The organism is Cryobacterium sp. Y11, assembly GCF_002929535.1.
Taxonomy (GTDB): domain Bacteria; phylum Actinomycetota; class Actinomycetes; order Actinomycetales; family Microbacteriaceae; genus Cryobacterium.
In genome coordinates, this window is the sequence record NZ_PJJO01000058.1 from 34,691 (window position 1) to 60,887 (window position 26,197).

The window sequence follows — 26,197 nt, forward strand, 5'->3', positions numbered from 1 at the left end:
GGGGGTTTGCGTCGATTTGCGACCCCTCGGCGGCGAGGCGGGCCGCGGCGACCGCGCGCGGCTGCCGGGGTTCGCGAGAGCGGGAAGAACGTTGCTTCAGCACCCGTGAAGCAACATTCTTCCCGCTCTCGCGAGATGTAGGGACGGTTAATCGAGGCCGGGCATTGAGTTATGCACAGATTTGTTGGAGGGAGTTGGCTCCAACGTGGTGCTTGCTACTTTGTACGGCACACAGATGCCGGGAGGCCCAGATGACCATCGACTCGCCCCAGAACCACCCGCAGGCCGCAGGCCTCCTCGAACGCGGCCCAGTGCCGAACACGCCAAACCCGCCGCAGCGTCGCGGTGGCATTGTTCTCGCGGCACTCACCGTGGGCATCGGCGCCTTCGTCACCGGCTGGATTCCGATTCTGGGGCTGCTGCTGGGTATCGCCGGCATCCTTCTCGGGATACTGGCCATTCGCACGCCGGGTGGCAAGTCGTTCGGCCTCGCGGGCCTGATCGGTTCGAGCCTGGCGGTGCTCACCAATATGCTCGTGACCATGGTGATTGTCGTCGGTCTGGTGAGCTCGGGAATTGGCACGGCGATCCTGGCCAAGGGCCAACCCGTTGTCACCCCCCTGATACTCCTTCACTGGGCCCGGCGACTACACCAATTCTCTGGGGAACACGCGAAGTTGCATCACGGCGCCGGAACTGCTGGGCGAACGCGACGCTGACGGTGCCATCTACGATACGGGGATGGGCAACGTTTTAGGTAGCGTCATGGTGACACCGGACGCGTTGACTATCACCGACTCACGGACGCGGAACGGCAGCCTCGACGACGTGGTCGAGTTTCTGAATGAGACCTATTTTGCCGGCGAGGTCACCCGCCCGAAAGAGGCCGTCAGCCTTGACGGCGTCGACGCCAACCTCACGCGCCTGATCAGCACCGACGAAAACATCCGGACCAAGGCCTTTCTCACTGTCCTCGCGCCGAAGCACTACGTCGTCGCCGGGGACCCAGTGAAGTTCTTCCTGATCTCCTTCGTTATTCCCGAGGACAACGGCGAGGAGATCATCGCCGCCGTGATCGATTCCTGGCGCTGGCTCTAGTTCGCGAAAAGAGGCGGGGCGAGGCGCAGGCTACCCGAAGGCCTCGACGATGGGGCGAAACTTCATTTTGGTTTCGGCCAGCTCGCGGTCGGGGTCGGAGCCGGGCACGATGCCGCAGCCAGCGTAGGCCGTGATGCCGCCTTCGGGGGCGACCTGCGCGCAGCGCAGGGCGATCGCCCACTCGCCGTCGCCGTCGGCGCCGACCCAGCCGACCGGGCCGGCATAGCGGCCACGGTCGAAGGGCTCCAGCTCGCGAATGAGGTTCAACGCATCACGAGTCGGGGTGCCGGCGACAGCGGCCGTTGGATGCAGCGCCGCGATGAGGTCGAGCGACGTCGATCCGTCGCTCAGGGTGCCCTCGAGGTCGGTCGCAAGGTGCCAGAGGTTGGGCAGCTTGACCGTGAACGGAATCTCGCTCGTGGCGAGCGTCGACGTGTGCGGGCGCAACGACTTCAGCACGCTCTGTACGGCGAACTCGTGCTCGTCGCCGTCCTTGGCCGAGGTAGCCAGGGTGAGGGCAGCTTCGCGGTCGGTGTCGGCATCCGCTCCGCGCGAGATGGTGCCGGCCAGCACCCGAGCGTTGACCGAACCGTGGTCGGCGCGAATGAGGGTTTCCGGGCTTGACCCGATGAGGCCGTCGACGGCGTAGGTCCAGCAGTCCGGGTAGCCAAGCGCGAGTTTGCTGATGGCGCGGCGCAGGTCGGACTCGGCCGGCACCCGCCCGACCAGGTCGCGGGCCAGCACCACCTTGTTGACCCGTCCAGACCGAATGTTCTCAACGCCGGAGCTGACCGCGCTGCGAAAGTCTTCCGGGGGCAATGCGCCGGGCAGCAGGGTGATGCGGTACTCGTCGCCGAGCGGATGCAGCACGAGCGGGTTCTCGGGGGCCGTCTCGCCGGTCGCCCAGATGCGGGTCACCCAGCACTGGCCGCCGAAGCGGCCGACGATGATCTCGGGCACGATCAGCACGCTGGTCTGGGCGGACGACTCATCGAAGGTGAACGCTCCAAGGGCCAGAAGCCCGGTGCCGGTGCGGGCCAGCGGGTCGGTCACGGTGGCCAAGGCGACGACCTGTTTCCAGGCGGCCGCGGCATCCGTCATGCGGGTGGGGCCGGAAAACTCGAGTCGAAGAGCGCAGCCGATGCCTGCCAGGCCCTGGTTGCGACGCATCCAGAGCAGGGGCGCGCGGTCGTCAAGCAGCAGGATCAGTTGGCGGATATCGGCTATCGGGGAGGTTTCGACCGTCAAGGCCTGCACATTCACTTCTGTAGCCTACGCCCGCGCCGCTCGGCCCCGGCAACCGTGCAGTTTCGGGCACTCTTCGCGACCTAGAATAGGGGGGTGAATAGAGCAGACCTGAACAAACGGCCCGCGCAGGTGGCTGCCATGTTCGACGAGGTCGCCGCCCACTATGACCGCACGAATGCGCTGCTGTCGGTCGGCAACGCGTCGCTCTGGCGCCTTGCGACCACCAAGGCCGTCAACCCCGAGGCTGGTGAACGCATTCTGGACATCGCAGCGGGCACCGGCACCTCCAGCGCAGCCCTCGCACACAGCGGAGCCCACGTCGTCGCCGCCGACTTTTCGGCCGGCATGATCGAGGTCGGCCAAACTCGCCACGCCCACAACGCGAACATTGAATTCGTGCAGGCCGACGCCATGGCTCTTCCCTTTAAAGACAACGAATTCGACGCCGTCACCATCTCATTCGGGCTGCGCAACGTCGCCCTGCCGAAAAAGGCGCTCGCCGAGTTCTACCGGGTGACTAAGCCCGGCGGCCGCGTCGTGATCTGTGAGTTCTCGACGCCGCCGCTCACGCTCGTGCGCCAGAGCTACTTCGCCTACCTCAACCACGTCATGCCGCGGGTTGTGCGGCTCGCGTCGTCGAACGCCGCAGCCTACGACTACCTCGGCGAATCCGTCGCGGCCTGGCCGACCCAGCCAGTCTTAAGCGGATGGCTGCGCTCGGCCGGCTACTCGCACGTCGCCTACCGCAATCTCACTCTGGGTATCGTTGCCCTGCACCGCGGCACCAAGTCCTGATCAACTCGATAGGCTGAACCACGTGAAATCCAGAGCCCCCGTGATCCGACGCAGCGCGTCGGTGGCGAGCCAGGTGGGCCTTGCCGATCGTATTTTCTCGACCTCCGCCGATCGCGGCCTGGCCGCGAACATTGATGCCGGCATCGAACAGGTCGAAGCTACGCTGCTCGCCGAACTGGTTTACGCCAACGAAATTGCCACCGTCACGAGCCGGTATCTGCTCAACGCCGGGGGCAAGCGGGTGCGTCCGATGCTGGCACTGCTCACCGCGCACCTCGGCAACGGCACCGTGCCCGACGTGATCACCGCGGCGACCGCCATCGAGCTGACCCACCTCGCCTCGCTCTATCACGACGACGTGATGGACGACGCAGACAAGCGTCGTGGTGTTCCGAGCGCGCAGACCGTCTGGGGCAACTCGATCGCCATCCTCACCGGCGACCTGCTGTTTGCCCGCGCCAGCCAGCTGATGGCCCGGCTCGGGGAGCGCGCTATCAAGCTGCAGGCGACCACTTTCGAGCGCCTCGTGCTGGGCCAGTTTCAGGAGACGGTCGGCCCGCGCGAGGGCGACGACCCGGTCGAGCACTACATTCAGGTGCTCGCCGGCAAGACCGGTTCGCTCATCGCGGCCGCCGCGCAGGGTGGCGTGGTGTTTTCCAACGCTCCGGCTGAGTTCGAGCAGCCCGTTGTGGACTTCGGCGAGAAGATTGGCGTGGCTTTTCAGCTGATCGACGATGTGCTCGATTTGTCGCCGCAGCCGCGGGAGACGGGCAAGGTGCCGGGAACGGACTTGCGGGCGGGCGTCGTGACGCTTCCGCTGCTTCGGCTGCGGGAACGCGCCGTCAGCGATGGGGCATCCGCTGATCTGCTGCAACGGCTCGAACGCGACGTGATGAGTGCCAACGTCGAGTCGACCGAGGCCGCCGATGCGGCGATCACCGCGCTGCGGGAGCACCCCGTCACCGCTGAAACTCTCGCGGAGGCGCACGGCTGGGCCCGCGACGCGGTCGCCGCCCTCGCTCCGTTGCCGAACGGTTCGGTTAAAAAAGCCCTCACCCGATTCGCCGAGTCCATCGTCGAGCGCTCCAGCTAGAGCGTGTTGGGGTTTGCCCCGACTGCTCGCGCAGTAAGGAATCTTCCGTGACCAAATTGAGACTCGCCATCGTCGGCGCAGGACCGGCTGGAATTTATGCTGCCGATATTCTGCTTAAGGCTGAGCGCAACTTTGAGGTCTCGATCGACCTGTTTGACCACCTGCCAGCGCCGTATGGCCTGGTGCGCTACGGCGTCGCCCCCGATCATCCGCGCATCAAGGGCATCGTCACCGCACTGCGCGGCGTGCTTGACAGTGGCGACATTCGCGTGTTCGGTAACGTGCGGTTCGGTGTGGACGTCACCCTCGACGACCTTAAGAAGCACTACAACGCGGTCATTTTCGCGACCGGCGCGGTTCAGGACGCCGATCTGAACATTCCGGGCGCCTCGCTTAAGGGCTCGTACGGCGCCGCCGAGTTCGTGAGCTGGTTTGACGGCCACCCCGACGTGCCGCGCACCTGGCCGCTTGAGGCGCGCGAGATCGCCGTGATTGGTAACGGCAACGTGGCGCTCGACGTGTCCCGCATGCTGATCAAGCACGCCGACGACCTGCTTCCGACCGAGATTCCCGGCAACGTGTACGACGGGTTGAAGGCGTCACCGGTGACCGACGTGCACATTTTTGGGCGCCGCGGGCCGACATCCGTTAAATTCACACCGCTCGAGCTGCGCGAGGTTGGCGAGCTGAACGATGTGGACATGATCGTCTATGACGAGGACTTCGACTATGACGAGGCCGCCACGGATGCCGTCGCAAGCAACAAACAGGTTTTCGTGATCGACAAGACGCTGAATGCCTGGCGTGCCCGCGAAACCGGCACGGCCAGCCGCCGCCTGCACCTGCATTTCTTCGCTAAGCCGGTCGAGATCGTCGATGACGGCACCGGACGGGTGACCGCTTTTCGTTGGGAACGTACGGCAACGGATGCCGCCGGCGGCGTCGTTGGCACCGGCGAAATTCGCGAGATCCCGGTTCAGGCCGTGTACCGGGCGGTGGGCTATTTCGGGTCGGAGCTGCCCGACGTGCCGTTCGATAAGAAGCGCGGCGTCATTCCCAACCGCGAGGGGCAGGTACTGCGCCGCGACCCATCGGCAGGCACTGGCGGGCTGTTCAACCAGCAGATGTACGGCGTCTACGCGTGCGGCTGGATCAAACGCGGGCCGGTCGGCCTGATCGGCCACACCAAGAGCGACGCGATGGAAACCATCAAACACGTGATCAACGACACTGGCAACTGGTGGCGGCCGGAGTCTCCGTCGGAGGAGAGCATCGTGGCGCTGCTGGACGCGCGCGGCGTGCGCTACACCGGACTTGACGGCTGGCATAACCTCGACCAGCACGAGCTCGCGCTCGGCGAGGCTGTTGGCCGCACCCGCATCAAGGTCGTCGACCGCGACGAAATGGTGGCGGTCTCCCGCGCGGAGTAGCCCCGCGCCCCGTCCCGGAGGTGGGTTGGGTCGAGTCTACGCGGGTCTCGGCAGGCTCGACCAACGGGATGGGTGCGTCTCGGGGACGGGTCGCGTCGTGCCGGGCGTGACCACTGTTTCGGCCAGTCACCAGCGCGGGAGCTGCGCCAGTACGCGGGAGTTATGGCCGGACCAGAACTCCCGCGTTACACGTTACGCGGGAGCTGCGCCAGTACGCGCGAGTTGGGTCTCCCGCGCAGCGGCGCAGCTCCCGCGCACCGCGAACCGGACTCGGGACGCCCCATTCCGGAGTCGAGTCTGCCGAGACCAGCGTGAGGCTTAACGCAACGTTGCCTAGGCGATGCGGGGCCCGCGGCTAGCGGAAGTTTGTGAACTGCAGGGCCACGTCGAGGTCCTTGCCCTTGAGCAGGGCCATCACGGCCTGCAGGTCGTCACGGCTCTTCGAGCTGACTCGCAGTTCGTCGCCCTGAATCTGGCTCTTGACGCCCTTGGGGCCCTCGTCGCGAATGATCTTGCCGATCTTCTTCGCATTTTCCTGGTCGATCCCAGCCTTCATCGACGTTTCGATGCGGTATTCCTTGCCGGAAGCGAACGGCTCGCCCGCGTCGAGGCTGCGCAGTGAGATGCCGCGCTTGATCAGCTTGGCCTCGAACACCTCGAGGATGGCTTTGACGCGCTCCTCGGTGTTGGCCTTCATGAGCACCTTCTCACCGCTCATCGCGATCGAGGCTCCCACATTTTTGAAGTCGTAGCGCTGGGCGACTTCTTTGTGCGCCTGGTTGAGGGCGTTGTCGACCTCCATCGGGTCGACCTTGCTAACGATGTCGAACGTTGAATCTGCCATTCCCCCATGGTATCCGAACCCCGAGAGCGCAAAAAGTACCCGATTGGACCCTTCAATCAGACACCCGTCCTCGTCAACGCGTGCGCTCTCACGTGACTGATCGGACGCCGAGTCGGCTTCCAGCGGACTTCGGCTTCGACCAGCGCGACCTCGGCTTCGCGCCCCGCCCGCCGGGTAGCGGATGCGCCTGATCGGCGACTCGGCATCCGCTGATTTCTCGGTGAGGCGTTTCGTCTTGTATTGTTAACCTCGCGTCTCCGGTCAAGTGATTACACCTGGTCGGGAGCGCCTGGCGAGTTACCCAAGCGGCCAAAGGGATCTGACTGTAAATCAGACGGCGTAGCCTTCGTGAGTTCGAACCTCGCACTCGCCACCAGCAGTTCAGTACAAAACCACATCAAGCAGGCCCTCGGGCCTGCTTGATGTGGTTAAGACGGCTACCTGTAGCGTGGTGGCATGACACATCCCGCCCCGACCGAGCTGCTCGACCTCGCGCGCACCATCGCCCTGACGGCTGGCGCGCTTGCCCACCGGCGCCGCGCCGAGGGGGTCACGATCGCCGCCTCCAAGTCGTCACCGGAAGACATCGTCACCGCGGCCGACCGCGAGGTTGAACTGCTCATTCGCGGCCTGCTCGCCGACGCGCGGCCGAACGACGGGTTCTACGGCGAAGAATCCGAAGCCACCGGCGGCACGAGCGGGCTCACCTGGGTGGTTGACCCCATCGACGGAACCGTCAACTATCTCTACGGCATTCCGTTCTACGCCGTTAGCATCGCCGTCGTGCAGGGGGAGCCAGACCCGGCCAGCTGGAACACCCTGGCCGGCGCCGTCGTCAACCCGGCCCTCGGCGAGGTGTTCACCGCGTCGAAGGGTTCGGGGGCCTGGCTCGGCGATCAGCGCCTGCACGTGAATCAAGACGTCCCGCTCTCGCTCGCCCTGGCCGGCACCGGCTTTAGCTATGAGGCGAACCGGCGGGTGTGGCAGGCGAACGTCGTTGGCGGTCTCATCGGCCAGGTGCGGGACATCCGTCGGATCGGTTCGGCCGCGCTCGACCTATGCTCGGTCGCTTGCGGTCGCCTTGACATCTTTTTTGAGCGCGGGTTGAACCCGTGGGACCACGCAGCGGGCGCGCTGATCGCCCGTGAGGCTGGCGCCCGGGTCGGTGCTCTGCAAGCGGATGCCGAGGGTCGCGACCTGCTGATTGCCGCAGCTCCCAGCCTCTACACGCAGTTCGAGCCGGTACTGTCCGCACTATTTGAGCGCTTTCCGCTCGCTGAGTGAGCCGGCGCAGTCAGTCCGCTGCCTCCCCCGGCCGCGTGTGATCAAGCACGTTTCTTTGGAATTCACAGGGTTGCACGCTATCCTTAATCAATTCGTTATATTGGTCAGTCGTTATCTGGCGTTGTCCAGTACGAGAATCCACTCCCGTCCGTCTCGCCGAAAGCTGAACTTTGTCACGTCACACTCCATCTAGGGACATCTCCGTGCCCGATGAGAGTGACCGCACCAACTTTTCGCCAGAGGCTCCCGCGGCCCTAACCCGTCGCGAACTACGCCAGCGCGAGCGGGTGGCCTTCACCGCGGCCGCGCCGGTCAGCGCGGTCGTCGCTGACGTTCGATTGAGCCCCGCCGCCGACCTGATCGTTGCCGCCGACCTGGTCGAGCCCAACCTTGAGCCGGCTGTCGTGATCGAGACCGATCGCATCGTTGCAGCCGTTCCGGTCAAGGTCGCGCCGACCACCGACTTTGAGCTGCTGCTGGCTCCCGGCGGTACCCAGTCGATCCCGACTGTCATCCCCTCCCCGGGTTCCGCCCCGCGCCGGCGGTTGAGGGTGGAGGAAAAGCTCGGCGAATCCTTCGCTCCTGCTCGCAAGTTCGTGCCAGCCGCCGCCGCGCCGCGCCGCACGCCGTCTGCTCGGCCGCTCGGCCGCAGCATGCGCCGACGGGCCGCCAAAGGCGCGTCCGTGCTCGCGATGTCATTCGTGTTCTTGATGGCTGTTGCCACGTCGATTCCGGCCGAGGCGCTGCTATCGTCGCAAGACGTGGCGGCATCCGCTCGTGAAGCGCAGCGTGCCACTCCGGTTCAGGCCAGCCAGACCATGGACCTAGCCGGCGGCGACACGGTCACCGTTGAACGAGAGGGTTACAAGTCGACCACGATCGCCGAAGTCGCCGCAGCCAGCGGAATCCGCATGGAAGATACCTTCACCAACAATCCCAACGGCACCATTCAATGGCCGTTTGCCGTCGGCGTGCACATTGGCGACCAGATCGGCTATCGCAATTGCGCCGGTTGCTCCGTCAACCACGGCGGTCAGGACTTCAACCCGGGCGTCGGTGCACCGATCCAGGCGGTAGCCGACGGCGTGGTCAGCGTGGCCGAAGACGGTGAGGGCAGCCTCGGCGTGCATATGATGATCGACCACATGATCAACGGCGAGCTCGTTACCAGCGTCTACGCGCACATGATTCACGGGTCGATGCTCTTCGCAACGGGCGACATCGTCAAGGTCGGCCAGGTTATCGGCAAGACCGGCAGCACCGGAATGTCGACCGGACCGCACCTGCACTTTGAGATTCGTCAGGGCGGCATCAGCGGAACCAAGATCGACCCCCTTGCCTGGCTATACGCCAACACAAACTAGCTCGAGGCGGCTGGGTCAGTGCTGCGGGGCGGGGCGGGGCGGGGCTAATTCAGGCAATCCGGATCGCCAGCGCCGAGACGCCCCGTGTTTTCGGGCCGCGAATGTTCGATGGACTCGGATTTCCTGATTGAGCCACCGGGGCGGTCGCGCTGGTGGCCTGACCGGGCGTGAGTTATGCGGGTTGGGTGCCGGAGACCACGTGACGCGGGACCGTGAATGCCTATTCCGGGTCGGTGCGCCCGCGCATGAAGGATTCGAGCAGGCCCTTCGGTAGCGGAAACGGGGGCAGGCCGTCGAAGCTGAACAGGTCGGCATCATCGGAATCGCCGGACTCAAGCGCCACGACCTGGTCGTGCATCAACTCCATCTTCACGTCGAGGCGATTGGCGGCATCCGCTGCCTGCCGCAGGTCATCGACGAGCGTGTCGGGCACCGCGCCGTTGTACTTGTAGTAGATCTTGTGTTCCAGGCTCGCCCAGAAGTCCATGGCAATCGTGCGAATCTGAATCTCGACCGTGACCGGCTGCACGCGGTCGGACATGAACACCGGAATCGCCACGATCAGGTGCAGGCTCTGGTACCCGTTCGTCTTGGGTTTCCGAATGTAGTCTTTCTCCTTTAGCACCGTCACGTCTCGTTGCCCGGCGAGCAGGTCACGGATGCGATAGGTGTCCGAGATGAAGCTGCAGGTGATGCGAATTCCCGCGATGTCCTGAATATTGTCGCGGATACCGTCAAGCTCGAGTGGATAGCCCTTGCGGATGGCCTTCTTGAGAATTCCCTCCGGCGACTTCAGCCGTGAGCTGACGTGCTCGATCGGACTGTAATCATGAATCGAGCTGAACTCTTCCTTCAAGATGTTGATCTTGGTCAGCATCTCATCGGTCGCAAACTTGTACGACATCAGGAATCGGGTCAATTCGAGCTTGAGCTCCCGCAAAGCACCCACGGTGGCCAGCGCGTCGCCCGGCCGGCCCGGCGCATCGGTCATGACCGGGCGTCGCGCAACCATGCCGTCGCATCTCCCGGAAGGGTGCGTCCGACGAGGTCTTCGCTCGCCAGCAGCACCTCACCAGCTGGCAGCTGAACGGATGCCGGGCCCGTGTTGGCCACAATAGTCACGTCGCCGTTCCGGTACGCCACGACATCGGGTCCAAAGCCTGCGACCCACTCCACCGCGCCGGCGGCAAGAACATACTCCCGACGCAGCCGCAGCGCCAACTTATACAGCTCGAGCGTCGATCCGGCCACGCCGTTTTGCTGGTCGCGGGCAAGCCCGGCCCACGCGATTGGTTGCGGCAGCCAGCTCTTCGCGCCGGTGCTGAAGCCGAACGATTCGCGCTCGCCCTCCCACGGAATCGGCACGCGGCATCCGTCTCGCCCGTAACGTTCGCCGTTGGTGCGAAACCAGGTCGGGTCTTCGCGGGCATGGTCGGGCAGGTCGACGGCCTCTGGCAGGCCGAGTTCCTCACCCTGATAGAGGTAACTCGAGCCCGGCAGGCTCAGCATTAAAGCGGATGCTGCCCGCGCGCGTCGGAGGCCAAGCGCGGTGTCTGGCAGCCCAACGGTCTTGGGCCCGATGCCGTGTCCCTGCAAGTTCTCGCCGGTCAGGGCGAGCCGGGAGGCGTGCCGAACCACGTCATGGTTGGAGAGCACCCAGGTGCTCGGCGCGCCCACGTTGCCGAAGGCTTCGAGCGACTCGTCGATGACGCGCTTGAGTTTTGCCGCGTTCCACGGGGTTTCAAGGTAGGCGAAGTTGAAGGCCTGGTGCATCTCGTCTGGACGCACCCATTTGGCCATCTGGCTGAGCGGGTCGACCCAGGCCTCGGCGGCGAGAACGCGGTCACCGGGGTAGGCCGCGAGAACCTGGTGCCAGTCCCGGTAGATTTCATGCACGCCGTCCTGCGCCCAGTACGGTGCTGTCACGGGCGATTCGGCGCTGATACCGGGCTCGAGGGTGGCCGGGGCGCCGCCCATGCTGCCGCCCTCTGCGGGAGGCGTGTAATCGGGGAGGCCGGGAGCCTTGATCATGCCGTGCGCGACATCCACTCGAAAGCCGTCGACGCCGCGGTCGAGCCAGAAGCGCAGCACCGCGCGAAACTGCTCGCGTACCCACTCGCTGTCCCAGTCAAAGTCGGGCTGGCTGCTGTCGAACAGGTGCAGATACCACTGGCCGGGAGTGCCGTCAGGGTCGATAGTGCGGGTCCAGGCGCGGCCACCGAAGACGGACTCCCAGTTGTTCGGGGGCAGTTCGCCGGTCTTGCCCTTGCCGTCGCGGAAGGTGTAGCGGGCGCGCTGCTCGCTGCCAGGGCCGGCGGCGAGAGCAGCTTGGAACCATCCGTGGTCACTCGAGGAATGGTTCGGCACAATGTCGACGATGACCCGAATGCCGAGATCATGAGCGGTGCGCTGCAGCACCTCGAAGTCGTCGAGCGTGCCAAACAAAGGGTCGACGTTGCAGTAGTCGGAGACGTCATAGCCGGCGTCGCGTTGCGGCGACGTATAGAAAGGAGAAAGCCAGATGGCGTCGACGCCAAGGTCTTTGAGTTGCGGCAGTCGCGCACTGATGCCGGCCAGGTCGCCCATGCCGTCCCCGTTTGCATCGGCGAAGGAGCGCGGGTAAATCTGATAAATGACGGCCGTGCGCCACCATTCGGTGCCGGAAGTCAGTTTGGTGCCAGTCATACCCAAAATGCTACGGCATACCAGTGGATGCCTGTAGTTGTCGAAGTGGTCTCGATCACGCTGTCGGGGTGATAAAGTTTCTAGGTTGCCAAAAACACGGCATTGCTGCTGATTTTTAGTTGCTTTGCCCCCTTAGCTCATTGGTAGAGCACTTCCTTGGTAAGGAAGAGGTAGTGGGTCCGATTCCCACAGGGGGCTCAGGCTTGGAAGCGCACAGCCAACAAGTCGCGGCGGGGTAGCTCAGTTGGTTAGAGCACACGGCTCATAATCGTGGTGTCGCGGGTTCAATTCCCGCTCCCGCTACACGGATTCACTAAATGCCCCGGACTTCTGCGGAAGTCCGGGGCTTTTTTGCTCGAGGCGCCAGTCGATGTCGCTTTCGGGCGCGCTCATCCGCTCGACCGCGCGTGCGGCATCCGTTTCTACCCTCATTTGGGGGTAAAATTCCAGCAATCGGGAGTTTCCCGGGCATGCAAGGAAAGGTCGAACTATGAATCCGCTTCTCATTATTGTGGCCGTTGTTGCGGTTGTATTGCTGATTACCGGCGGGCTGGTGCAGTCGCTGCAGTTCCTGCTCTGGGTCGGTATCGTTCTCGCGATCATCGCCGTGATCATGTTCCTCATGCGGTCGATGTCGGGGCGCAAGAACGCCTAGCAACGCACCGCCGAGCACAGCCGGGAGAATGCGCTCATTCCCCCGGCTGTGCGGCTGTGCGGCTGTGCGGCTCAAGCCAGTGGCGCCGAGTCGGCCTTCGCCACACGACGATGCCGGTCAGACCATTTACCATAGAGTCAACGAACTGAAATCAAGGCGGATTGCGCGGTGACCATCGGCGCGATCACGGCCCTGTGACCCGGCACTGCGACCCGACGCTGTGCCCGCGGTTTGCGAAACGATTGGACCCCGTGCCTGAAATCACCACTGCCCCCCGAGTCGTTGTCGTCGGCGATGCGTTGATCGACGTGTTGCAAGACTCCGAGGCCAGCAGGGAGTTTCCCGGCGGCGCCGCCCTCAACGTTGCGGTCGGCCTGGCCGTGCTCGGTGTACCAACAACCCTGATTGCGATGGTCGGCGACGACGCCGACGGCGCCGTCATTCGGGCGTTCCTCAACCAATACGGGGTGCAGCTGATAGCGACGCCCGGCCCGCTCGGATCGTCCCGGGCGGTATCTGACCGCACGGACGGCGAACCGCGCTACTTCTTCAACGATGCGGCGAAAGCGCGCCGCATTGAATTCGGTGCGGTTGAGCGTGCGGCGCTCGATGCCGCCCGGCTTGTCGTCGTGAGCTGTTTTCCGTTCGACGACACCGCCCAGACCGAAGCGTTCATGGCCTGCGTGACCGACCCGGAACAGCGTCTGGTGATCGACCCCAACCCGCGCGCCGGAATGCTGCGTGACGGTCCGCGTTTCGTGCGCAACTTCGAGGCGCTTGCCGCGCGCAGCCTACTCGTGAAGGTCGGCGATGAAGACGCAGATCTGCTCTACGACAGTACCCTCGACGAATTGCGGGCGCGCCTGGTTGCCGCTGGGGCCGGAACGGTGCTCGCGACGGCCGGGCGCCTCGGCGCGTCGGTGGTCGTGGGTCTGAATAATCTGGTCAGCGTGCCGATATACGAGCTTGATGGCCCAATCGTTGACACGATGGGTGCCGGGGACGCAACGCTGGCGGCATCCGTTTGCAGCATCGTTCGAGGCGGCGTACCGCAAGATGCCGCAGCTTGGCAGGTTCTGTTGGTCGACGCGATGCTCACCGCAGCGGCGACCTGCCGGCACGAGGGCGCCCTGCTGCGCCGCCCGTAACTCGTGCGGTCGGGCGAGCGGATGCTGCGGCCTACGTCGCCAGGGCTCCCGGGTTGGGAGCTTGCGGTTTACGCTTCGGGCGCGGCGGCTGGCTCGGTTAGGTTCAGCCGGCTGCGAATTGCGTCGCGGGCCTGCTGGGCAGCGCGGCGCACCTCTTTGTCGGGGTCGCGCAGGCGAACCTCGATCGTGGCGATGTTCTCGACGGTGCCCTGATCGGCGAGGGCGTGCAGGGCGGCCGCGCGCACCCGCGGGTGCTCGTCGGTCGTGAGACGCACGAGCTTGGGTACGACCTGTAGGCCGCGCAGCAGCACAACCTTGGCGCACATTTCGCGCACTCGCCAGGCCTGGTTGTTCAGGCCGACGACGATGTACGGCGCGGCCTGCTCGCCCCAGACGTGCAGCAGCGCGCGAGCGCCCCACAACTCGGGCCAGTACAGGGCGGGAGCACCCTCGAGAATGCCGAGGGCGTGACGCCCGCCGGCGTAAAGCAAAAAGTCTTTTCCGGCGTTCTTGGCGCGCAGCAGGGCCACGGAATTGTCGATGACGACGTTCTCGCCGTAGTGCGCGACGGCGGCGCGAATGCGCTCTTCGGTCGGGCTGTCGATCGGAAGGTCGGGGTGCGGAGTCAATTTGTTTTGCATAGCCCCCTAACGCTACCCTCCCAGCGTCCACTCCGGCTCGCGAGAGCGCAAAAAGTGCCCGTTTGAGAGTGCGAAGCGGGCACTTTTTGCGCTCTCGCGTTAGATGAGGGTGATCTCGAACCCGGAGGCTCGCTCGTAGATGCCGTAGTTGCCGATGTCGGTGAAGCCGAGGCTGCGGTAGAGGGCAAGCGCTTCGGGCTGGGCGAAGCCCGTTTCCAGGCGCATTCGCTCGTAGCCAAGATTGCGCGCCAGTGACGCCAGCTCGCGCAGAATCGTTTTTGCGTGTCCCTGGCGGCGGTAGCTGGGGTTGGTCCACATGCGCTTGACCTCGGCGGTGGTCGTGTTGAACTGGCGCAGACCGCCGCCGGAGACGGTGGTGTGGCCATCGACGAGTACCAGAAAGCCGCCGGTCGGAGGGTCGAATTCGGTGCCGTCAACGTCATGCACGGAATCGCCATCGCCGTATCGTGTTTCGTACTCACGGTGCAGGTCAAGTAGAAGAGGGGCTACCTCGGGGTCACCGAGGCGCACGGATACACATTTCACGGTACTCAGTCTGCGCCTTGGCAAAGCGTGCTCGTGACCGACTGTCGGCTAGGCGCCAAGCAGTGAGAGCGGGATCACGGCAATCCCATCGGCCCGACGGTAAGCGTATTCACCGGTATAGATGACGGCAGCATCGGTGAGTTCGCCCCGCATGTGCTCGCGGAGCCAGAGTAGGTGTTTGATATCGCTGTCGCCGATGCGGCGGTCTAACTTCACCTCCAAGGCTGCGGTTGCGCCGTTTTCGCCGTGCAGGATGAAGTCGATCTCGTGGTCGCCTTTGCTGGTTCTGAGGTGGGAAACGGTGGCTTCCGCCGCTTGAGCGTAGGTACGCAGGCTGAGCCCAACGAGAGCTTCGAAAAGTGAGCCGAGCTGCGTCTTGTCGTTCGGGCCGATCAAGGTTCCGTTTGAGTTGAGCAACCGTTGCTCATCAAGCCCGAGCAGTCGAGCTGCCAGTGCAGGATCGGCCAGGAAGTGTTTTGGTGTTGCGCCGAAGCGGGTGAAGGCGTTCCGCGGTTGCCATGGCGCTACGGGATCGAGGAGCCACAGCTGTGCGAGGACGTCGCGGTACGCCATCGTCGTCTGTTTGGCCGGCTTGTTCGAGAGGCCGGGCATCGCCAGGTCGAGGATCTTCGCGTAAGACGTCGTCGTCGCGGTCGCGGCAGCGTACGCGGACATCCATGAGCGGAGAGTCTTGGGCCTTCGCACCTGCCGTCCCTGCTCCGGAAAGTCCCGTTCGACGATCCTCGTAATGTAGCTGTCGAGCTGGGCTCGGCGAAGCCGTGCGGGGAGCTCGCGAATGCCGGGAAACCCCGATGCGACGATCTCCTCGACATAATCAACGAGCTTAAGTGAGCTTGTTCCTGAGATCTCGGCATTGCCGGACAGTATCTGTGCAAGGCTCACGGTCGCGCGTTCACGCTGTCGTTCTTCGAAAGCAAGCGGGCGCATTCGCAAAGAGAGGATGCGGCCGGCACCGGAGTGCACAGGAAGTTCAGTAGGCACTGCACTGCCTGTGAGGAGATACCTGCCCGGTTCGGCGCCGTTGTCAACAGCACGGCGCACGGCATCCCAGATTGACGGCATCCGCTGCCACTCGTCGATCAAGACCGGTGCCGTGGCGGAGAGAATCGCTTCGGGTGCTGCTCGCAGTAGCTCGGCGACCGATTGGTCGTCGAGGCGGAAAACGGTGCGTGCCCGCTCCCCGGCAGTGGCCGTCTTTCCCACGCCCTTCGGGCCGTCAATGCTGATCGCCGCGGCGCCGGGCACGAGCTCGTCGAGCTCCGAGTCGATGACGCGTCTCCTATACTCGGCCATTTCGTGCCCTTCCAGTGACCTGCGGAAATCCTAGTCTTCCATTTATCCGTCTGCTACTCTCCCATTTATCCGCTCCATACACTCCCATTTATCTATTTTCTACTCGTCCATTTTTCCTAAAATTCAGAAATGCAGCGTCATATTTCGCCAGCAGACGGGCCTCGCTGGTCGTAAAACCCCCGCGCAGAACCGGTGCCGCCGCGTGGCCAGGCTCGCGTGTGGATGGCCGCTGAGTAGAATCGACGAGTGTCAGTGAACCCAGAGTTGCAGGGGCGGGTCTTTCCGCCGGTCGCACCGTATCTTGTCGGACGTGAAAAGGTGCGCGAATTCTCCCGCGCCGTGTTCGCGACCAACCCGATCAACCACGATCCCGAAGCGGCCCGCGCGGCCGGCCACGCCGATGTCGTCGCCCCGCCCACGTTTGCCGTGGTCGTGCAGGAAGCCACCCTGGCCCAGCTGTTGGCCGAACCCGATGGCGGCATCGACTTCACCCGCGTCGTGCACGGCGACCAGCGTTTCAGCTACACCCGCCCAATCGTGGCCGGTGACGAGCTCACGGCCACCCTCGCGGTGACGAGCATCAAGACCCTCGGTGGCCACTCGATGCTGACCGCCGAGTCCACGATCGTCGACCAGACCGGCGGCCACGTCGTGACCGCTATCTCCACCCTCGTCGTCAGGGGAGACGAATGACCCCCGCCTCATCCATCAGGTCAGTGGCTGACCTCGAGGTCGGCAGCGTCGTCGCCGAGGCGAGTTTCTTGCTGACGCGGGATTCCCTCGTGCATTACGCCGGGGCATCCGGTGATTTCAACCCCATTCACTATCGCGACGATATCGCGCAGTCGGTGGGACTGTCCGGCGTACTCGCCCACGGCATGCTCACCATGGGCCTGGCCGTGCAGCCCGTCGTCGACTGGGCCGGCGACCCAGCGCGGGTGATTGATTACCAGGTGCGCTTCACCCGGCCGGTATTCGTCGATGCGACGAATGGCGCGACCGTGACGGTGGTCGCCAAGGTCGGCGCCATTGAGACCGAATCCGGTGTGGCCCGCATCGACTTGACCGTGACTTTCAACGGCTCGACGGTGCTCGGCAAGGCGCAGGCGCGCGTCAACCTGGCTTGACCCCATGATTGAACCCGTTGCCCTGAGCACCCTCACCACCTTTCGTCTCGGCGGCCCTCCCTCCGCCCGGGTCGCCCCTGTCACCGAGCAGGACCTCATTAACGAGACCTTGGTCGTCTGGGGCCTGGACGAAAATTGGTTGCTGCTCGGCGGCGGCTCCAACACCGTCGTCGCGGACGAGGGCTTCGACGGCATCGTTATTCACGTGGTGACCCGCGGCATCGAGGTGCTCGCTGATTCCAGTGAACCGGATGCCGCTGGCGACACTCCCGCCGACCGCGTGCGCCTGCGCGTGCAGGCCGGCGAACCGTGGGACGACCTCGTGGCCCACGCCGTCGAGCACGGCTGGGCCGGCATCGAGGCCCTCTCTGGCATCCCGGGATCCTGCGGCGCCGCCCCGGTGCAGAACATCGGCGCCTACGGCCAAGAGCTGTCCGACAGTCTCGTGGCGATCGACTTTCTCTCCTACGAGACGGGCGAGGTCGAACGGATCGAGCGCAGAGACCTCGGCCTCGGCTACCGCACCTCGGCGCTCAAGCAGGGCCTGCGTGGGGTCGTGCTCGCGATCGAACTGGAGCTGCACGATACCGCCGCCGAGGCATCCGTTTTGGGGAGTACCCTCGGCCAGCCGCTGAAGTATGGCCAACTCGCCGGGGCGCTCGGAGTGCAGCTCGGCGACCGCGTGCCGCTGCAGATCGTGCGCGCGACTGTTCTCGGGCTGCGGGCCAGCAAGGGAATGGTGCTCGACCCGAGTGATGCAGACACCTTCAGTGCCGGGTCATTCTTCACCAACCCGATCGTCACCGAGACGTTCGCACGCTCGCTGCCACCGGATGCGCCGCGCTGGCCGCTTGACCCTGAGCCGGCCGATCGAGTTATTCCGATTGAGGAATATATGGGCGTCGGGCCGATCCCGGGCGACGAACCGGTGCGTCTGGTCAAGCTCAGTGCTGCCTGGCTGATCGAAAATTCCGGTGTATCCCGCGGATTTCGGCTGCCGGGATCGAAGGCTGCCGTGTCGAGCAAGCACACACTGGCCCTCACCAACACCGGCGGGGCAACCGCGGAAGAGGTGGCCCAGCTCGCCCGATACGTGCTGGGCCGGGTGCAGTCCGAGTTCGGTGTGAACTTGCAAGCCGAGCCGGTGTTGGTCGGCCTGTCGTTGTAATCGGCCCGTCAGCCGGCGCGGCGGGCGGCTGCGGCGATTCCGGCCACCACGAGGGTGAGTCCAATGGCGATGATGCCGCCGAGCAGCCATAACGTGGGATCGGGAGGCGTTGGAACAAGCTGCGCCACCACCACGTAGACGGCGAAGGCGAGCAGAACGACGCCCCACAAGATGGGCGCGAAACGCGGTCGGCGGCGCGCGGCGGGCGACACCGGTGCAGCTGACACGGGGGCAGTGGATGCCGCAGCTGGCGCAGGAGCTGCTGATACTGGTGCAGCGGATGCGTCTGTAGCGGATACCTCCGGAGCTGGTACCGGTGCAGCGGATGCCGCGACCGCCGCGGGAACGGCATCCGCTTCGGTCCTGGGTGATGCGGCCTCTGGAGTCGGCTGATCGCCGGGAAAAGTAGTCATCTGCAGGGTCCTAGCGGTTTGTCGTGTTGGCGGGTTCGATGATGGTGATCTGGCCGATGTACGACCAGACGCGGATCAGCGCTCGTGTGCTGCCGGTGCTGCTGTCGCCGCTGTTGAAGGTGCGCGTTTCGTTGAGGAACAGGCCGTTCTGCTGCTGGCCGCCGCTGTCGCTGCTGCTGTCGACGCCGCCGACGATTGCGTGGGACTGCACCCGAACGGGCGTGCTGTCCGGCAGGATGATGCGGGTCTGACCGACTCCAACCCAGACATCGATGACGCGGGAGTCGGCCGACCGCTCGCCGTCGAGACGTCTCAGGTCGATCGTGGCCTGGCCGAACCCGAGCGCGTACCCCGGGCGGTCGTCGGTCACGCTCGCGGGAACCTGCCAGGTGAGATCGCCGGCCGCCGCGAACTGGGTGCCGGCGGGAAACACGCCCACCGCTACGAGAGAGACCGTGGCGAGAAGAGCCAGCGCGCCAAGTGCCCCGCCGCGGCGGCCACGGATTCCGGACACGATCAGTCCCATGGCGATGACGCCAACGGTGACGGCGAGTCCGACCACGAGGGCGGCCGCCGACGGTACGATCGTGCTGTCAGACGCGATGACACCGGCCGTCAGAGCGCCGGTAGCCAGGGCCAGGCCCAGCACGATGGCCGTAAAACCCGCGCCGGGGAGACTCGCGCGGCGGGTCGCGGCGCGCTCGGTCCGACGAGCCTGTTGCTGCTCCTGACGCACGCGGTACTGTTCCTGCCAGAGGTGGTTCTGCTCGGTCGACTCCCAGCTCTCGCGCGGCCGGGTGGCCGAGGGTGCTGCGGTCGAAGCAGCGGCGTGGCTCGACGCGGACGTGTTCTGCGCCGGACCGAACGCCGAACCGGTCGGAGTCTGCGCGGCGCGGGGGGCGGCATCCGCCCAGGATGTCGGCCCGCCGGGGCGCTGGTTCTTGCCGCGGCGCACCAGATAGACCACGAGCCAGACAATACCAACGGTGATGGCGATCCACCAGGCCACGCTGAAGAACACGGGGAGCCATGAAGGCAGAATCCAACCGGTGTTCGGGCCGGCCCAGTGAAAGCCCTGCGCGAAGGAGGACGCGGTGGCCACGAGCAGAACGATGCTCGTGACGGTCGGGGCCGTGAAGTTGCCACGGATGGCCTCGTCGGCGTGGATGCGACCGGTCGCGCCGGGAAAGAGTGCCCAGCCGAGTGCGTAGGCGAACAAGACCGGGGCGCCCACGATGGCGAGCACGATGGCGACGCCGCGCACGATGAGCGGGTCGAGACCAGTGCGCCGGGCGATCGCCCCACAGACACCGAGCAACCAGCGGTCGCTCTCACGGTTCAGGCCCGAGAAACGGATCCAGGTGAAAAATCGGCTGAGCTGGTCGCGCCAGGTAGGGGAGCTCGCCGGCGTCGGGGGAGTGTGGGGTGCATCGGTCATAGGTCAACCGTGCCAGTGCCGGCACGGCGAAACCATCGGGGATCACCCTGATTGCACCCTGACTTTGCGGTTGCAGCCAACCCGGCATGCTTGGATAAGAACGTGAGAACAGAACGGATGTCCCGCCCGAGACTGCGCCTAATCGGCGGTGTCTGTGCCGGATTCGCCCAGCACACCGGACTGCCCGTTGGCACCGTGCGCATCGCCACCGTTCTGCTAGCCCTCTGCGGCGGCGCCGGCGCCCTGCTCTACGCCTGGCTCTGGGCCACCACGCCCAGCGATTCCGGGGATTTCGGCGACACTTTACCCAAGGTGAGCCTCACCCGGGCGGCCGCGCCGGGGTCGTCGGCACCACGGCCTCGTCCTGCTGCATTCACAGCGGATGCGCCGCGCGTCGCGGCCACGGCGACCACGGCCCACACTCATGCGGCATCCGCTTTCGCTGTTTCCGCGGCTTCTGCTCCCACGGCGCCCACTGTCGCTGCCCGAGCTCCCGCGGTACCCGCTCCTGCGGTATCCGCTCCCGCGGCGCCCGCTCCCGCAGCACGCCGACCGGTGCCGCTCGTAGGCATAGTGCTCGGTGCGGCGCTCCTCCTCACCGGGGCAGCCCTGCTCGCCAACCGTCTCGGAGCAAGCATTTCCTTCGCCCTGGTCATCCCCACCGTCGTCGTGCTCGTGGGTGTGTACTTCGCCTGGCGTCAGTTCGCCGATCTGCGCAGCGGCGCGGCACCGAGCTCGTCCGCGGCTTTTGTGCGAACCCTCGGCGCTCTCGTGCTCACAGCGCTGGGCATTGTGCTGTTCTTTATCACGGGAGCCAACCCCAGCATCTGGACCGTGCTCGCCGCCGCCGTGTCCGTGCTGCTCGGGCTCGCGATCGTCACGGCCCCGTGGTTTATTCGACTCTCCAGCGACCTCGCCGACGAGCGCGCCGCCCGGGCCCGCGAAGCCGAGCGCGCCGACATTGCGGCGCACCTGCACGACTCGGTGCTGCAAACGCTCGCGCTCATTCAGCAGAAGGCCGGCCCGCACAGCGAAGCTGCCCGGCTCGCGCGTGCGCAGGAACGGGAGCTGCGCGAGTGGCTGTTCGTCGGCGCCGGCGACGAGCGCGACGAACGAGTCGACCTCGCGACCGAGCTACGCCGGGCGGCAAGCCTGATCGAAGCGGACTTCGCCGTGCAGTTCGATGTCGTGGCTACCGGGACCGTTCCCGACGAGGCACCGGAACCCCTGCTGGCTGCTGCCCGGGAGGCCATGTTCAATGCCGCCAGGCATGCCGGCGGCACGGTGTCGGTCTACCTCGAATGCGGCCCGGGCGGCGCCCTTCTGAGCGTGACCGACCGCGGTCCCGGGTTTCGTCTCGATGACGTGCCGGGCGACCGGTTCGGCGTGCGCGAATCCATTGTGGGACGGATGCGTCGCGCCGGCGGCACGGCGGTCGTTGGTTCGGGCCCTGGCGGGGCCGGAACCGAGATTGTGCTCAGCCTCCCCGGCACCCCCTTGGACTCCCCGCGAGAGCAGGCACATTCATGACTGACGTAACATTCCTCGCATCCGCTGCCCTGCCGGTGGTGATCGTCGACGACCACTCGATCTTTCGGTCCGGGCTGCGGGCTGAGCTGGACTCCGGCATTGACGTGCGGGGCGAGGCGGCGACCGTCGACGACGCGATCGCCCTGGTGATCGAACTGCAACCGCGCGTGGTGCTGCTCGACGTGCACCTTCCCGGTGGGCGGGGCGGTGGAGGCGCCGAGGTGATTCGTGACGCAGCTCCCGCCGCGCCGAACACGTTGTTCCTGGCGCTGAGCGTGTCGGATGCCGCTGAAGACGTGGTCAGTGTCATCCGGGCTGGCGCTCGCGGCTACATCACCAAGAGCGCCTCGGGCGCCGAGGTGTCCACCGCGGCCCGTCGGGTAGCGGAGGGCGACGCGGTGTTCTCGCCCAAGCTCGCCGGCTTCGTGCTCGACGCCTTTGGCGCCGTGGCAGGGGAGACGGCCATTGCGACCGAAGAACTCGACCGGCTCTCGGCCAGGGAACAGCAGGTGATGCGTCTCATCGCGCGCGGCTATGCGTATAAAGAGGTGGCGGGCAGCCTGTTCATCTCTCCAAAAACCGTCGAAACGCACGTGTCGGCGGTGCTGCGCAAGCTGCAGCTATCGAGTCGCCACGAGCTCACCGCCTGGGCACTCGAGCGCAAGCTGCTCTAGCCTGATTACAGCAGGCCGAGTTCCATGGCACGAGTGACCGCCCGGGTTCGGTCCTTGACCGCGAGTTTCTCAAACACGTGCAGCAGGTGCGTTTTCACGGTCGCCTCGCCGATGAACAACGACTTGGCGATGTCGGGGTTGCTCTCGCCCGCGCCGACGAGCCGCAGCACGTCGAGTTCGCGCGGCGACAGTCGCGGCGCTGTGGACTGCCGGCGAACCCGTTGCACGAGCGTGGCGGCAATAGACGGAGCGAGTACGGTCTGGCCGCCAGCGACCGACCGCACTCCGGCGATGATCTCCTCCTGGGGCGCGGCCTTGAGTAGATACCCGCTTGCCCCGGCTTCGATGGCGCCAAGAATCTGGTCGTCGCTCTCATACGTCGTCAGGATCAGCACTCGAATGCCCGCCGCAGCGGCCACAATGTGTGCGGTCGCCGTGGCGCCGTCGAGACCGGGCATACGCAGGTCCATCAGCACTAGATCGGGCCGTAGTGACAGGGCCAATCGCACGGCCTCAGCGCCATCCGCTGCTTCACCGACAATCGAGATGTCGTCGGCCTGAGTCAGCAGGCTCACGATCCCGCCACGCACAATGGGATGGTCATCGGCCACGAGTACGCGAATCATGCGATTGCGATTGCGGTTTGGAGGGGCAGCGGCACGGTCACCCGCAGCACCGTTCCGCCGGTTTGCCGGGCCCCGAGCTCCAGCGCACCGTGCACGAGCAGCACCCGGTCGTGCATCCCGGCCAGACCGAAGCCGGTGTTCGGGTCGGCGCGGGCTAGGCCTAGGCCGCGCCCGTCGTCGCTGACGGTGAGCACCACCGCGCCGCCAATGCGTTCGATCAGAACGGATGCCGCGCCCGCCTCCGAATGCTGCCGCACGTTCGCGAGGCCCTCCTGTACGCAGCGGAGCAGCACCACCTCGACTTCGCGGCCGATGTCGCCGACCTGCACCGTGGCATCCGTCTGGATGCCGGTCTCTTGCGTGAAGCGATCGGTCAATCGCAGAATCGTGCCGGCCAGGCCCATCCCCGGCTCGCGCACCGGCGAGAGTGCAGCGACCAGCGCTCGCGTTTCGGTGAGGGCTTCGCGGGCGTTGGTTTCGATGAGATCGATACTGGTCTGCGCGGCCGACACATGGGCCGGTCTGGCCGTGAGCTCACCGCGGGTGCGCTGGGCGAGCATGACCAGCCCGGTCAAGGTTTGGGCGATGGTGTCGTGGATCTCGCGGGCCAGCCGTTCACGCTCCGCAGAAGTGCCCGCAGCATGGTGCAGGGCGGCGAGCTCACCCTGCGCGTGGGTGAGCTCGTCGAGCAGGCGGCGGTGTCGTTCGCCGGCGGAAATGACGCGCGTCATCCAGGTCCCGAGGGCCATTGCGAAGATAAACGAGATCGCCTCCGTTGCACCGGCTTCGGCCGCTGCTGCCGCTGTACCACCGAGGCTCAACGTCAGGCCGAGGCCGACCGTCACAGCGAGGGTGGCGCTCAGCCAGACTGCTGCCGCGTAGGAGCCAGCGAGAACCCAGACCACCGGAAATCCAATGGCCTGCAGGGTTGCGAGGTTTGGAGTGAACGCGGCACCCACGCCACAGCCGAGAATCACCGTTACCAGAAAAGCCACACTGGACGTCGTCCGGCCGGTGCAAACAAGACGGATGCCGCGCCGTCCGAACCCCAGATAGGCCAGGCCAAGCCCGACAAGGGTGGCCAGCGCTCCGCTCACGCTTCCACCGGCCGGATAGAGGGCGACCGTGATCGCCATCGCGGCGAGGGCCCCGCCGAAAGCCACATCCCACCAGCGCGCACTCGTCATGGCTCAAGCATCCCATCTGCCGGCGAAGAGCGGTCGCTCACGCATCGCGGCGAATCCACCGAAAAGTCACCCGGCTGAGTATGAGGCCGACGACGAGCCAGATGCAGAGCGCTGCGGCGACCCAGGCGAGATCCCAGGATCCGGATTGCTCGGCGGCCGCGAAGCTGTCGGGCAGAAAGACCGAACGCATGCCCTGCGCCATCCACTTGAGCGGAAAGATGCTCGCGACGTTCTGCATCCAGTCGGGCAGGGCCGTGAACTGCAGGTAGACGCCCGAGATGAATTGCAGCACGAGCACCACCGGAGTCACGACGGCCGTCGCGCTCTTGCCCGACCGGGGCACCGCCGAGAGCGCGATACCCAGAAACGCGCTCGTGATGACACCGAACACGAACACCCAGGCGAACGTTGCCCACTTTTCGGGCTCGGCCGGCAACGCAATATCGAGCACAAACCGGGCCACGAGTAGCAGCAGGCCGGCTTGCAGAATCGCGGTGACGAACACCTGCCCGATCTTGCCGAGAAAGTAACTCAGCGGTGACAGCGGGGTGCCGCCGAGGCGTTTGAGGGTACCGTCGCTTTTCTCGCCGGCGATGTCAACGGCGAGGTTCTGCACGCCGGAGAGCAGCATTCCGGCGGCGAGCATTCCCGGTAGATAGTACGCGCCAACGCTGACGCCGCCCGTTCCGTCAGGGTTTGTGCCGATATTGCCGGAGGTGCTGAACGCCGTGGTGAAGATGCCGAGCATGATGAACGGAAAAAGGAAGGTAAAGAATAGGGTGTCGGGCGAGCGAAAATACAGTCGCGTCTCATACCCGATGCGCGATAGGCCGAGTGCGAGCGTGCCAGGGTCGCTCTTCTGCGAGCGAGTGCTCGTCATCGTCGCGCTCATGCTCGCACGTCCGTCTCGCTCAGCCGACTCGTATCGGGCTGACCCAAATCAGCGGATGCCGCACCCTCGTCGCGCACGACCGTCACCCCCGGCCTCCCCTCAGCAGCCTCGCGCGAATCCGCCGGAACTTGCCCCGCCACCTCATAGCTATGCACCAGTGACAGGTATACGTCTTCGAGGCTTGGCCGGATCACCTCGAGGTCCTCGGGTTCGGCGCCGTTTGCACTCTGGGCGAGTTCGGCGACGACCCGCGCTGGCTGGTTGGTGCGCTCCTCGCGCACCAGTCCATTGACATCACGCCAGCGCACGACTGGAACGCGAGCATCCGCTCCACCAATTTCGTTGATTAAACCACTGGAGATGAGCTGCCCGCCGACAATGATGCCGGCGCGGCCCGCGAGCTGCGCGGCCTCATCGAGGTAGTGCGTGGTCAGCAGAATGGTCGTGCCTTCCGCTTTGAGGCCGCGAATGAGGTCCCAGAACTGATGCCGGGCCTCGGGGTCGAAACCCGTGGTCGGTTCGTCGAGAAAGAGCAGCTCGGGGCGTCCGATGACGCCGAGCGCGACATCCACTCGACGACGCTGCCCGCCGGAAAGTTTGCTGATGCGGGATGTGGCTTTCTCGCGTAGGCCGGTGGCGTCGATGACCTCGTCAACGTCGCGGGGGTTGGGGTAGAAGCCCGCGAAGTGCCGCAGCTGCTCGGTGACGGTGACATTGCCGTTCTCGCCGCTGGTCTGTAGCACGATGCCGAGGCGCGCCTTCCAGTCCCGGCCGCCGCGCTGCGGATCGACGCCGAGCACGCTCACCTCGCCGCCGGTGCGGTCGCGGTAACCCTCCAGAATCTCAATGGTCGTGCTCTTGCCCGCACCGTTCGGGCCGAGCAGCGCGAACGTCTCGCCGGCGGCGATGGAGAAGCTCACGCCGCGCACGGCCTCAACGTTGCCATACGATTTCTGCAGGTCGCGCACCTGAACGACCGGGGGAGTGGATGTCATAG

General features: G+C 65.5%; 28 protein-coding genes and 3 tRNA genes. 17 read left to right on the forward strand and 14 right to left on the reverse strand.

The window, feature by feature from the left end; translation table 11 throughout:
• Positions 1-251: 251 nt before the first annotated feature.
• Entirely contained in the window at positions 252-719 is a 468-nt protein-coding gene (locus tag CXY75_RS12210) for a hypothetical protein (protein ID WP_104083094.1), read from the forward strand.
• Positions 720-741: 22 nt separating this feature from the next.
• On the forward strand, positions 742-1,098 hold the full coding sequence (locus CXY75_RS12215) for a hypothetical protein (protein ID WP_146069460.1): 357 nt from the start codon (positions 742-744) through the stop codon (positions 1,096-1,098).
• A 30-nt stretch (positions 1,099-1,128) separates the two neighbouring features.
• Here the strand turns inward: CXY75_RS12215 and CXY75_RS12220 are convergent, their stop codons facing one another.
• Entirely contained in the window at positions 1,129-2,361 is a 1,233-nt protein-coding gene (locus CXY75_RS12220) for an isochorismate synthase MenF (protein ID WP_233201874.1), read from the reverse strand.
• Positions 2,362-2,439: 78 nt separating this feature from the next.
• On the opposite strand from CXY75_RS12220, the gene ubiE reads away from it, so the two are divergent.
• From ubiE to CXY75_RS12235, 3 genes are read left to right on the forward strand one after another with little or no spacing between them, the layout of a single operon-like run.
• Positions 2,440-3,141, forward strand: a complete 702-nt coding sequence (ubiE, locus tag CXY75_RS12225) for a bifunctional demethylmenaquinone methyltransferase/2-methoxy-6-polyprenyl-1,4-benzoquinol methylase UbiE (protein ID WP_104083096.1) — start codon at positions 2,440-2,442, stop codon at positions 3,139-3,141.
• A gap of 22 nt (positions 3,142-3,163) precedes the next feature.
• Positions 3,164-4,234 (forward strand): polyprenyl synthetase family protein, encoded by a 1,071-nt coding sequence (locus CXY75_RS12230; protein WP_233201875.1) that lies wholly within the window; start codon positions 3,164-3,166, stop codon positions 4,232-4,234.
• Between the two features lie 47 nt (positions 4,235-4,281).
• Positions 4,282-5,664, forward strand: coding sequence for an FAD-dependent oxidoreductase (locus tag CXY75_RS12235; RefSeq protein ID WP_104083097.1), 1,383 nt, complete (start codon positions 4,282-4,284; stop codon positions 5,662-5,664).
• 355 nt (positions 5,665-6,019) lie between these two features.
• On the opposite strand, the gene CXY75_RS12240 is transcribed toward CXY75_RS12235, so the two are convergent.
• Positions 6,020-6,508 carry a YajQ family cyclic di-GMP-binding protein gene (locus tag CXY75_RS12240; protein WP_104083098.1) on the reverse strand — a complete coding sequence of 163 codons (489 nt, stop codon included), beginning with the start codon at positions 6,506-6,508 and terminating at the stop codon, positions 6,020-6,022.
• Between the two features lie 291 nt (positions 6,509-6,799).
• Here CXY75_RS12240 and CXY75_RS12245 point away from each other — a divergent pair.
• The 3 genes from CXY75_RS12245 to CXY75_RS12255 all read left to right on the forward strand — a co-directional run bounded on the left by CXY75_RS12245 (position 6,800) and on the right by CXY75_RS12255 (position 9,156).
• Positions 6,800-6,884, forward strand: a tRNA-Tyr gene (locus tag CXY75_RS12245).
• 80 nt (positions 6,885-6,964) lie between these two features.
• Positions 6,965-7,792: an inositol monophosphatase family protein gene (locus tag CXY75_RS12250; protein WP_104083099.1), complete on the forward strand. Its 828-nt coding sequence runs from the start codon at positions 6,965-6,967 to the stop codon at positions 7,790-7,792.
• A 203-nt stretch (positions 7,793-7,995) separates the two neighbouring features.
• A complete protein-coding gene (locus CXY75_RS12255; RefSeq protein ID WP_104083100.1) occupies positions 7,996-9,156 on the forward strand; it encodes a M23 family metallopeptidase in 1,161 nt (386 codons plus the stop codon).
• 220 nt (positions 9,157-9,376) lie between these two features.
• On the opposite strand, the gene CXY75_RS12260 is transcribed toward CXY75_RS12255, so the two are convergent.
• Both CXY75_RS12260 and CXY75_RS12265 read right to left on the reverse strand, forming a co-directional pair.
• Positions 9,377-10,168, reverse strand: a complete 792-nt coding sequence (locus tag CXY75_RS12260) for a GTP pyrophosphokinase family protein (RefSeq protein ID WP_233201876.1) — start codon at positions 10,166-10,168, stop codon at positions 9,377-9,379.
• Positions 10,144-11,841 carry a glycoside hydrolase family 13 protein gene (locus tag CXY75_RS12265; RefSeq protein ID WP_104083101.1) on the reverse strand — a complete coding sequence of 566 codons (1,698 nt, stop codon included), beginning with the start codon at positions 11,839-11,841 and terminating at the stop codon, positions 10,144-10,146. The genes CXY75_RS12260 and CXY75_RS12265 overlap by 25 nt, the downstream gene beginning before the upstream one ends.
• Before the next feature lie 126 nt (positions 11,842-11,967).
• Here CXY75_RS12265 and CXY75_RS12270 point away from each other — a divergent pair.
• Both CXY75_RS12270 and CXY75_RS12275 read left to right on the forward strand, forming a co-directional pair.
• Positions 11,968-12,039: transfer RNA gene (locus tag CXY75_RS12270), tRNA-Thr, on the forward strand.
• A 31-nt stretch (positions 12,040-12,070) separates the two neighbouring features.
• Positions 12,071-12,144 (forward strand) — tRNA-Met (locus tag CXY75_RS12275).
• Here the strand turns inward: CXY75_RS12275 and CXY75_RS20760 are convergent.
• On the reverse strand, positions 12,142-12,273 hold the full coding sequence (locus CXY75_RS20760; RefSeq protein ID WP_255411788.1) for a hypothetical protein: 132 nt from the start codon (positions 12,271-12,273) through the stop codon (positions 12,142-12,144). The genes CXY75_RS12275 and CXY75_RS20760 overlap by 3 nt on opposite strands.
• Before the next feature lie 58 nt (positions 12,274-12,331).
• On the opposite strand from CXY75_RS20760, the gene CXY75_RS20105 reads away from it, so the two are divergent.
• Together CXY75_RS20105 and CXY75_RS12280 are read left to right on the forward strand one after the other, a co-directional pair.
• Entirely contained in the window at positions 12,332-12,496 is a 165-nt protein-coding gene (locus tag CXY75_RS20105) for a hypothetical protein (RefSeq protein WP_199182447.1), read from the forward strand.
• A 251-nt stretch (positions 12,497-12,747) separates the two neighbouring features.
• Complete coding sequence (locus CXY75_RS12280) at positions 12,748-13,644, forward strand: carbohydrate kinase family protein (protein WP_369826722.1); 897 nt, start codon at positions 12,748-12,750, stop codon at positions 13,642-13,644.
• 68 nt (positions 13,645-13,712) lie between these two features.
• Here CXY75_RS12280 and CXY75_RS12285 read toward each other — a convergent pair whose 3' ends face one another.
• From CXY75_RS12285 to CXY75_RS12295, 3 genes are all read right to left on the reverse strand, one after another.
• Positions 13,713-14,285 (reverse strand): HEAT repeat domain-containing protein, encoded by a 573-nt coding sequence (locus CXY75_RS12285; protein ID WP_104083102.1) that lies wholly within the window; start codon positions 14,283-14,285, stop codon positions 13,713-13,715.
• Positions 14,286-14,384: 99 nt separating this feature from the next.
• The gene (locus CXY75_RS12290; RefSeq protein ID WP_158251191.1) at positions 14,385-14,831 is read right to left on the reverse strand and encodes a GNAT family N-acetyltransferase; all 447 of its coding nucleotides are present in this window, start codon (positions 14,829-14,831) and stop codon (positions 14,385-14,387) included.
• A gap of 48 nt (positions 14,832-14,879) precedes the next feature.
• On the reverse strand, positions 14,880-16,145 hold the full coding sequence (locus CXY75_RS12295; RefSeq protein WP_104083104.1) for an ATP-binding protein: 1,266 nt from the start codon (positions 16,143-16,145) through the stop codon (positions 14,880-14,882).
• Positions 16,146-16,391: 246 nt separating this feature from the next.
• On the opposite strand from CXY75_RS12295, the gene CXY75_RS12300 reads away from it, so the two are divergent.
• Genes CXY75_RS12300 through CXY75_RS12310 form a run of 3 tightly spaced genes read left to right on the forward strand, consistent with a single transcriptional unit; the run spans position 16,392 to position 18,440 of the window.
• On the forward strand, positions 16,392-16,838 hold the full coding sequence (locus CXY75_RS12300; RefSeq protein WP_104083105.1) for a MaoC family dehydratase N-terminal domain-containing protein: 447 nt from the start codon (positions 16,392-16,394) through the stop codon (positions 16,836-16,838).
• Positions 16,835-17,272, forward strand: a complete 438-nt coding sequence (locus CXY75_RS12305; protein WP_104083106.1) for a MaoC family dehydratase — start codon at positions 16,835-16,837, stop codon at positions 17,270-17,272. Before CXY75_RS12300 ends, CXY75_RS12305 begins: the two co-directional genes overlap by 4 nt.
• Before the next feature lie 4 nt (positions 17,273-17,276).
• On the forward strand, positions 17,277-18,440 hold the full coding sequence (locus CXY75_RS12310) for a UDP-N-acetylmuramate dehydrogenase (RefSeq protein WP_104083107.1): 1,164 nt from the start codon (positions 17,277-17,279) through the stop codon (positions 18,438-18,440).
• Between the two features lie 8 nt (positions 18,441-18,448).
• Here CXY75_RS12310 and CXY75_RS19505 read toward each other — a convergent pair whose 3' ends face one another.
• Positions 18,449-18,853 carry a hypothetical protein gene (locus CXY75_RS19505; RefSeq protein WP_146069461.1) on the reverse strand — a complete coding sequence of 135 codons (405 nt, stop codon included), beginning with the start codon at positions 18,851-18,853 and terminating at the stop codon, positions 18,449-18,451.
• Positions 18,854-18,863: 10 nt separating this feature from the next.
• Complete coding sequence (locus CXY75_RS12320) at positions 18,864-20,291, reverse strand: PspC domain-containing protein (RefSeq protein ID WP_104083109.1); 1,428 nt, start codon at positions 20,289-20,291, stop codon at positions 18,864-18,866.
• A gap of 117 nt (positions 20,292-20,408) precedes the next feature.
• On the opposite strand from CXY75_RS12320, the gene CXY75_RS12325 reads away from it, so the two are divergent.
• Entirely contained in the window at positions 20,409-21,821 is a 1,413-nt protein-coding gene (locus CXY75_RS12325; RefSeq protein ID WP_104083110.1) for an ATP-binding protein, read from the forward strand.
• Positions 21,818-22,495, forward strand: a complete 678-nt coding sequence (locus CXY75_RS12330) for a response regulator transcription factor (RefSeq protein ID WP_104083111.1) — start codon at positions 21,818-21,820, stop codon at positions 22,493-22,495. The genes CXY75_RS12325 and CXY75_RS12330 overlap by 4 nt, the downstream gene beginning before the upstream one ends.
• 5 nt (positions 22,496-22,500) lie before the next feature.
• Here the strand turns inward: CXY75_RS12330 and CXY75_RS12335 are convergent, their stop codons facing one another.
• From CXY75_RS12335 to CXY75_RS12350, 4 genes are read right to left on the reverse strand one after another with little or no spacing between them, the layout of a single operon-like run.
• Positions 22,501-23,121, reverse strand: a complete 621-nt coding sequence (locus CXY75_RS12335) for a response regulator transcription factor (RefSeq protein ID WP_104083112.1) — start codon at positions 23,119-23,121, stop codon at positions 22,501-22,503.
• Positions 23,118-24,308 (reverse strand): sensor histidine kinase, encoded by a 1,191-nt coding sequence (locus tag CXY75_RS12340; RefSeq protein ID WP_104083113.1) that lies wholly within the window; start codon positions 24,306-24,308, stop codon positions 23,118-23,120. Before CXY75_RS12340 ends, CXY75_RS12335 begins: the two co-directional genes overlap by 4 nt.
• 37 nt (positions 24,309-24,345) lie before the next feature.
• Entirely contained in the window at positions 24,346-25,200 is an 855-nt protein-coding gene (locus CXY75_RS12345; protein ID WP_104083114.1) for an ABC transporter permease, read from the reverse strand.
• Positions 25,197-26,195 carry an ABC transporter ATP-binding protein gene (locus CXY75_RS12350; RefSeq protein WP_104083115.1) on the reverse strand — a complete coding sequence of 333 codons (999 nt, stop codon included), beginning with the start codon at positions 26,193-26,195 and terminating at the stop codon, positions 25,197-25,199. The genes CXY75_RS12345 and CXY75_RS12350 overlap by 4 nt, the downstream gene beginning before the upstream one ends.
• Positions 26,196-26,197 lie beyond the last annotated feature (2 nt).

What these genes read in the sequence shown, in the direction of transcription:
- CXY75_RS20105 (WP_199182447.1), top strand. Translation starts at nt 12,332, where the DNA reads ATGAATCCGCTTCTCATTATTGTGGCCGTTGTTGCGGTTGTATTGCTG.
- CXY75_RS12320 (WP_104083109.1), bottom strand. Translation starts at nt 20,291, where the DNA reads ATGACCGATGCACCCCACACTCCCCCGACGCCGGCGAGCTCCCCTACC.
- CXY75_RS12305 (WP_104083106.1), top strand. Translation starts at nt 16,835, where the DNA reads ATGACCCCCGCCTCATCCATCAGGTCAGTGGCTGACCTCGAGGTCGGC.
- CXY75_RS12210 (WP_104083094.1), top strand. Translation starts at nt 252, where the DNA reads ATGACCATCGACTCGCCCCAGAACCACCCGCAGGCCGCAGGCCTCCTC.
- CXY75_RS20760 (WP_255411788.1), bottom strand. Translation starts at nt 12,273, where the DNA reads ATGAGGGTAGAAACGGATGCCGCACGCGCGGTCGAGCGGATGAGCGCG.
- CXY75_RS12215 (WP_146069460.1), top strand. Translation starts at nt 742, where the DNA reads ATGGGCAACGTTTTAGGTAGCGTCATGGTGACACCGGACGCGTTGACT.
- CXY75_RS12335 (WP_104083112.1), bottom strand. Translation starts at nt 23,121, where the DNA reads ATGATTCGCGTACTCGTGGCCGATGACCATCCCATTGTGCGTGGCGGG.
- CXY75_RS12340 (WP_104083113.1), bottom strand. Translation starts at nt 24,308, where the DNA reads ATGACGAGTGCGCGCTGGTGGGATGTGGCTTTCGGCGGGGCCCTCGCC.
- CXY75_RS12265 (WP_104083101.1), bottom strand. Translation starts at nt 11,841, where the DNA reads ATGACTGGCACCAAACTGACTTCCGGCACCGAATGGTGGCGCACGGCC.
- CXY75_RS12250 (WP_104083099.1), top strand. Translation starts at nt 6,965, where the DNA reads ATGACACATCCCGCCCCGACCGAGCTGCTCGACCTCGCGCGCACCATC.
- CXY75_RS12240 (WP_104083098.1), bottom strand. Translation starts at nt 6,508, where the DNA reads ATGGCAGATTCAACGTTCGACATCGTTAGCAAGGTCGACCCGATGGAG.
- CXY75_RS12325 (WP_104083110.1), top strand. Translation starts at nt 20,409, where the DNA reads ATGTCCCGCCCGAGACTGCGCCTAATCGGCGGTGTCTGTGCCGGATTC.
- CXY75_RS12260 (WP_233201876.1), bottom strand. Translation starts at nt 10,168, where the DNA reads ATGGTTGCGCGACGCCCGGTCATGACCGATGCGCCGGGCCGGCCGGGC.
- CXY75_RS12295 (WP_104083104.1), bottom strand. Translation starts at nt 16,145, where the DNA reads ATGGCCGAGTATAGGAGACGCGTCATCGACTCGGAGCTCGACGAGCTC.
- CXY75_RS12310 (WP_104083107.1), top strand. Translation starts at nt 17,277, where the DNA reads ATGATTGAACCCGTTGCCCTGAGCACCCTCACCACCTTTCGTCTCGGC.
- CXY75_RS19505 (WP_146069461.1), bottom strand. Translation starts at nt 18,853, where the DNA reads ATGACTACTTTTCCCGGCGATCAGCCGACTCCAGAGGCCGCATCACCC.
- CXY75_RS12345 (WP_104083114.1), bottom strand. Translation starts at nt 25,200, where the DNA reads ATGAGCGCGACGATGACGAGCACTCGCTCGCAGAAGAGCGACCCTGGC.
- CXY75_RS12285 (WP_104083102.1), bottom strand. Translation starts at nt 14,285, where the DNA reads ATGCAAAACAAATTGACTCCGCACCCCGACCTTCCGATCGACAGCCCG.
- CXY75_RS12350 (WP_104083115.1), bottom strand. Translation starts at nt 26,195, where the DNA reads ATGACATCCACTCCCCCGGTCGTTCAGGTGCGCGACCTGCAGAAATCG.
- CXY75_RS12330 (WP_104083111.1), top strand. Translation starts at nt 21,818, where the DNA reads ATGACTGACGTAACATTCCTCGCATCCGCTGCCCTGCCGGTGGTGATC.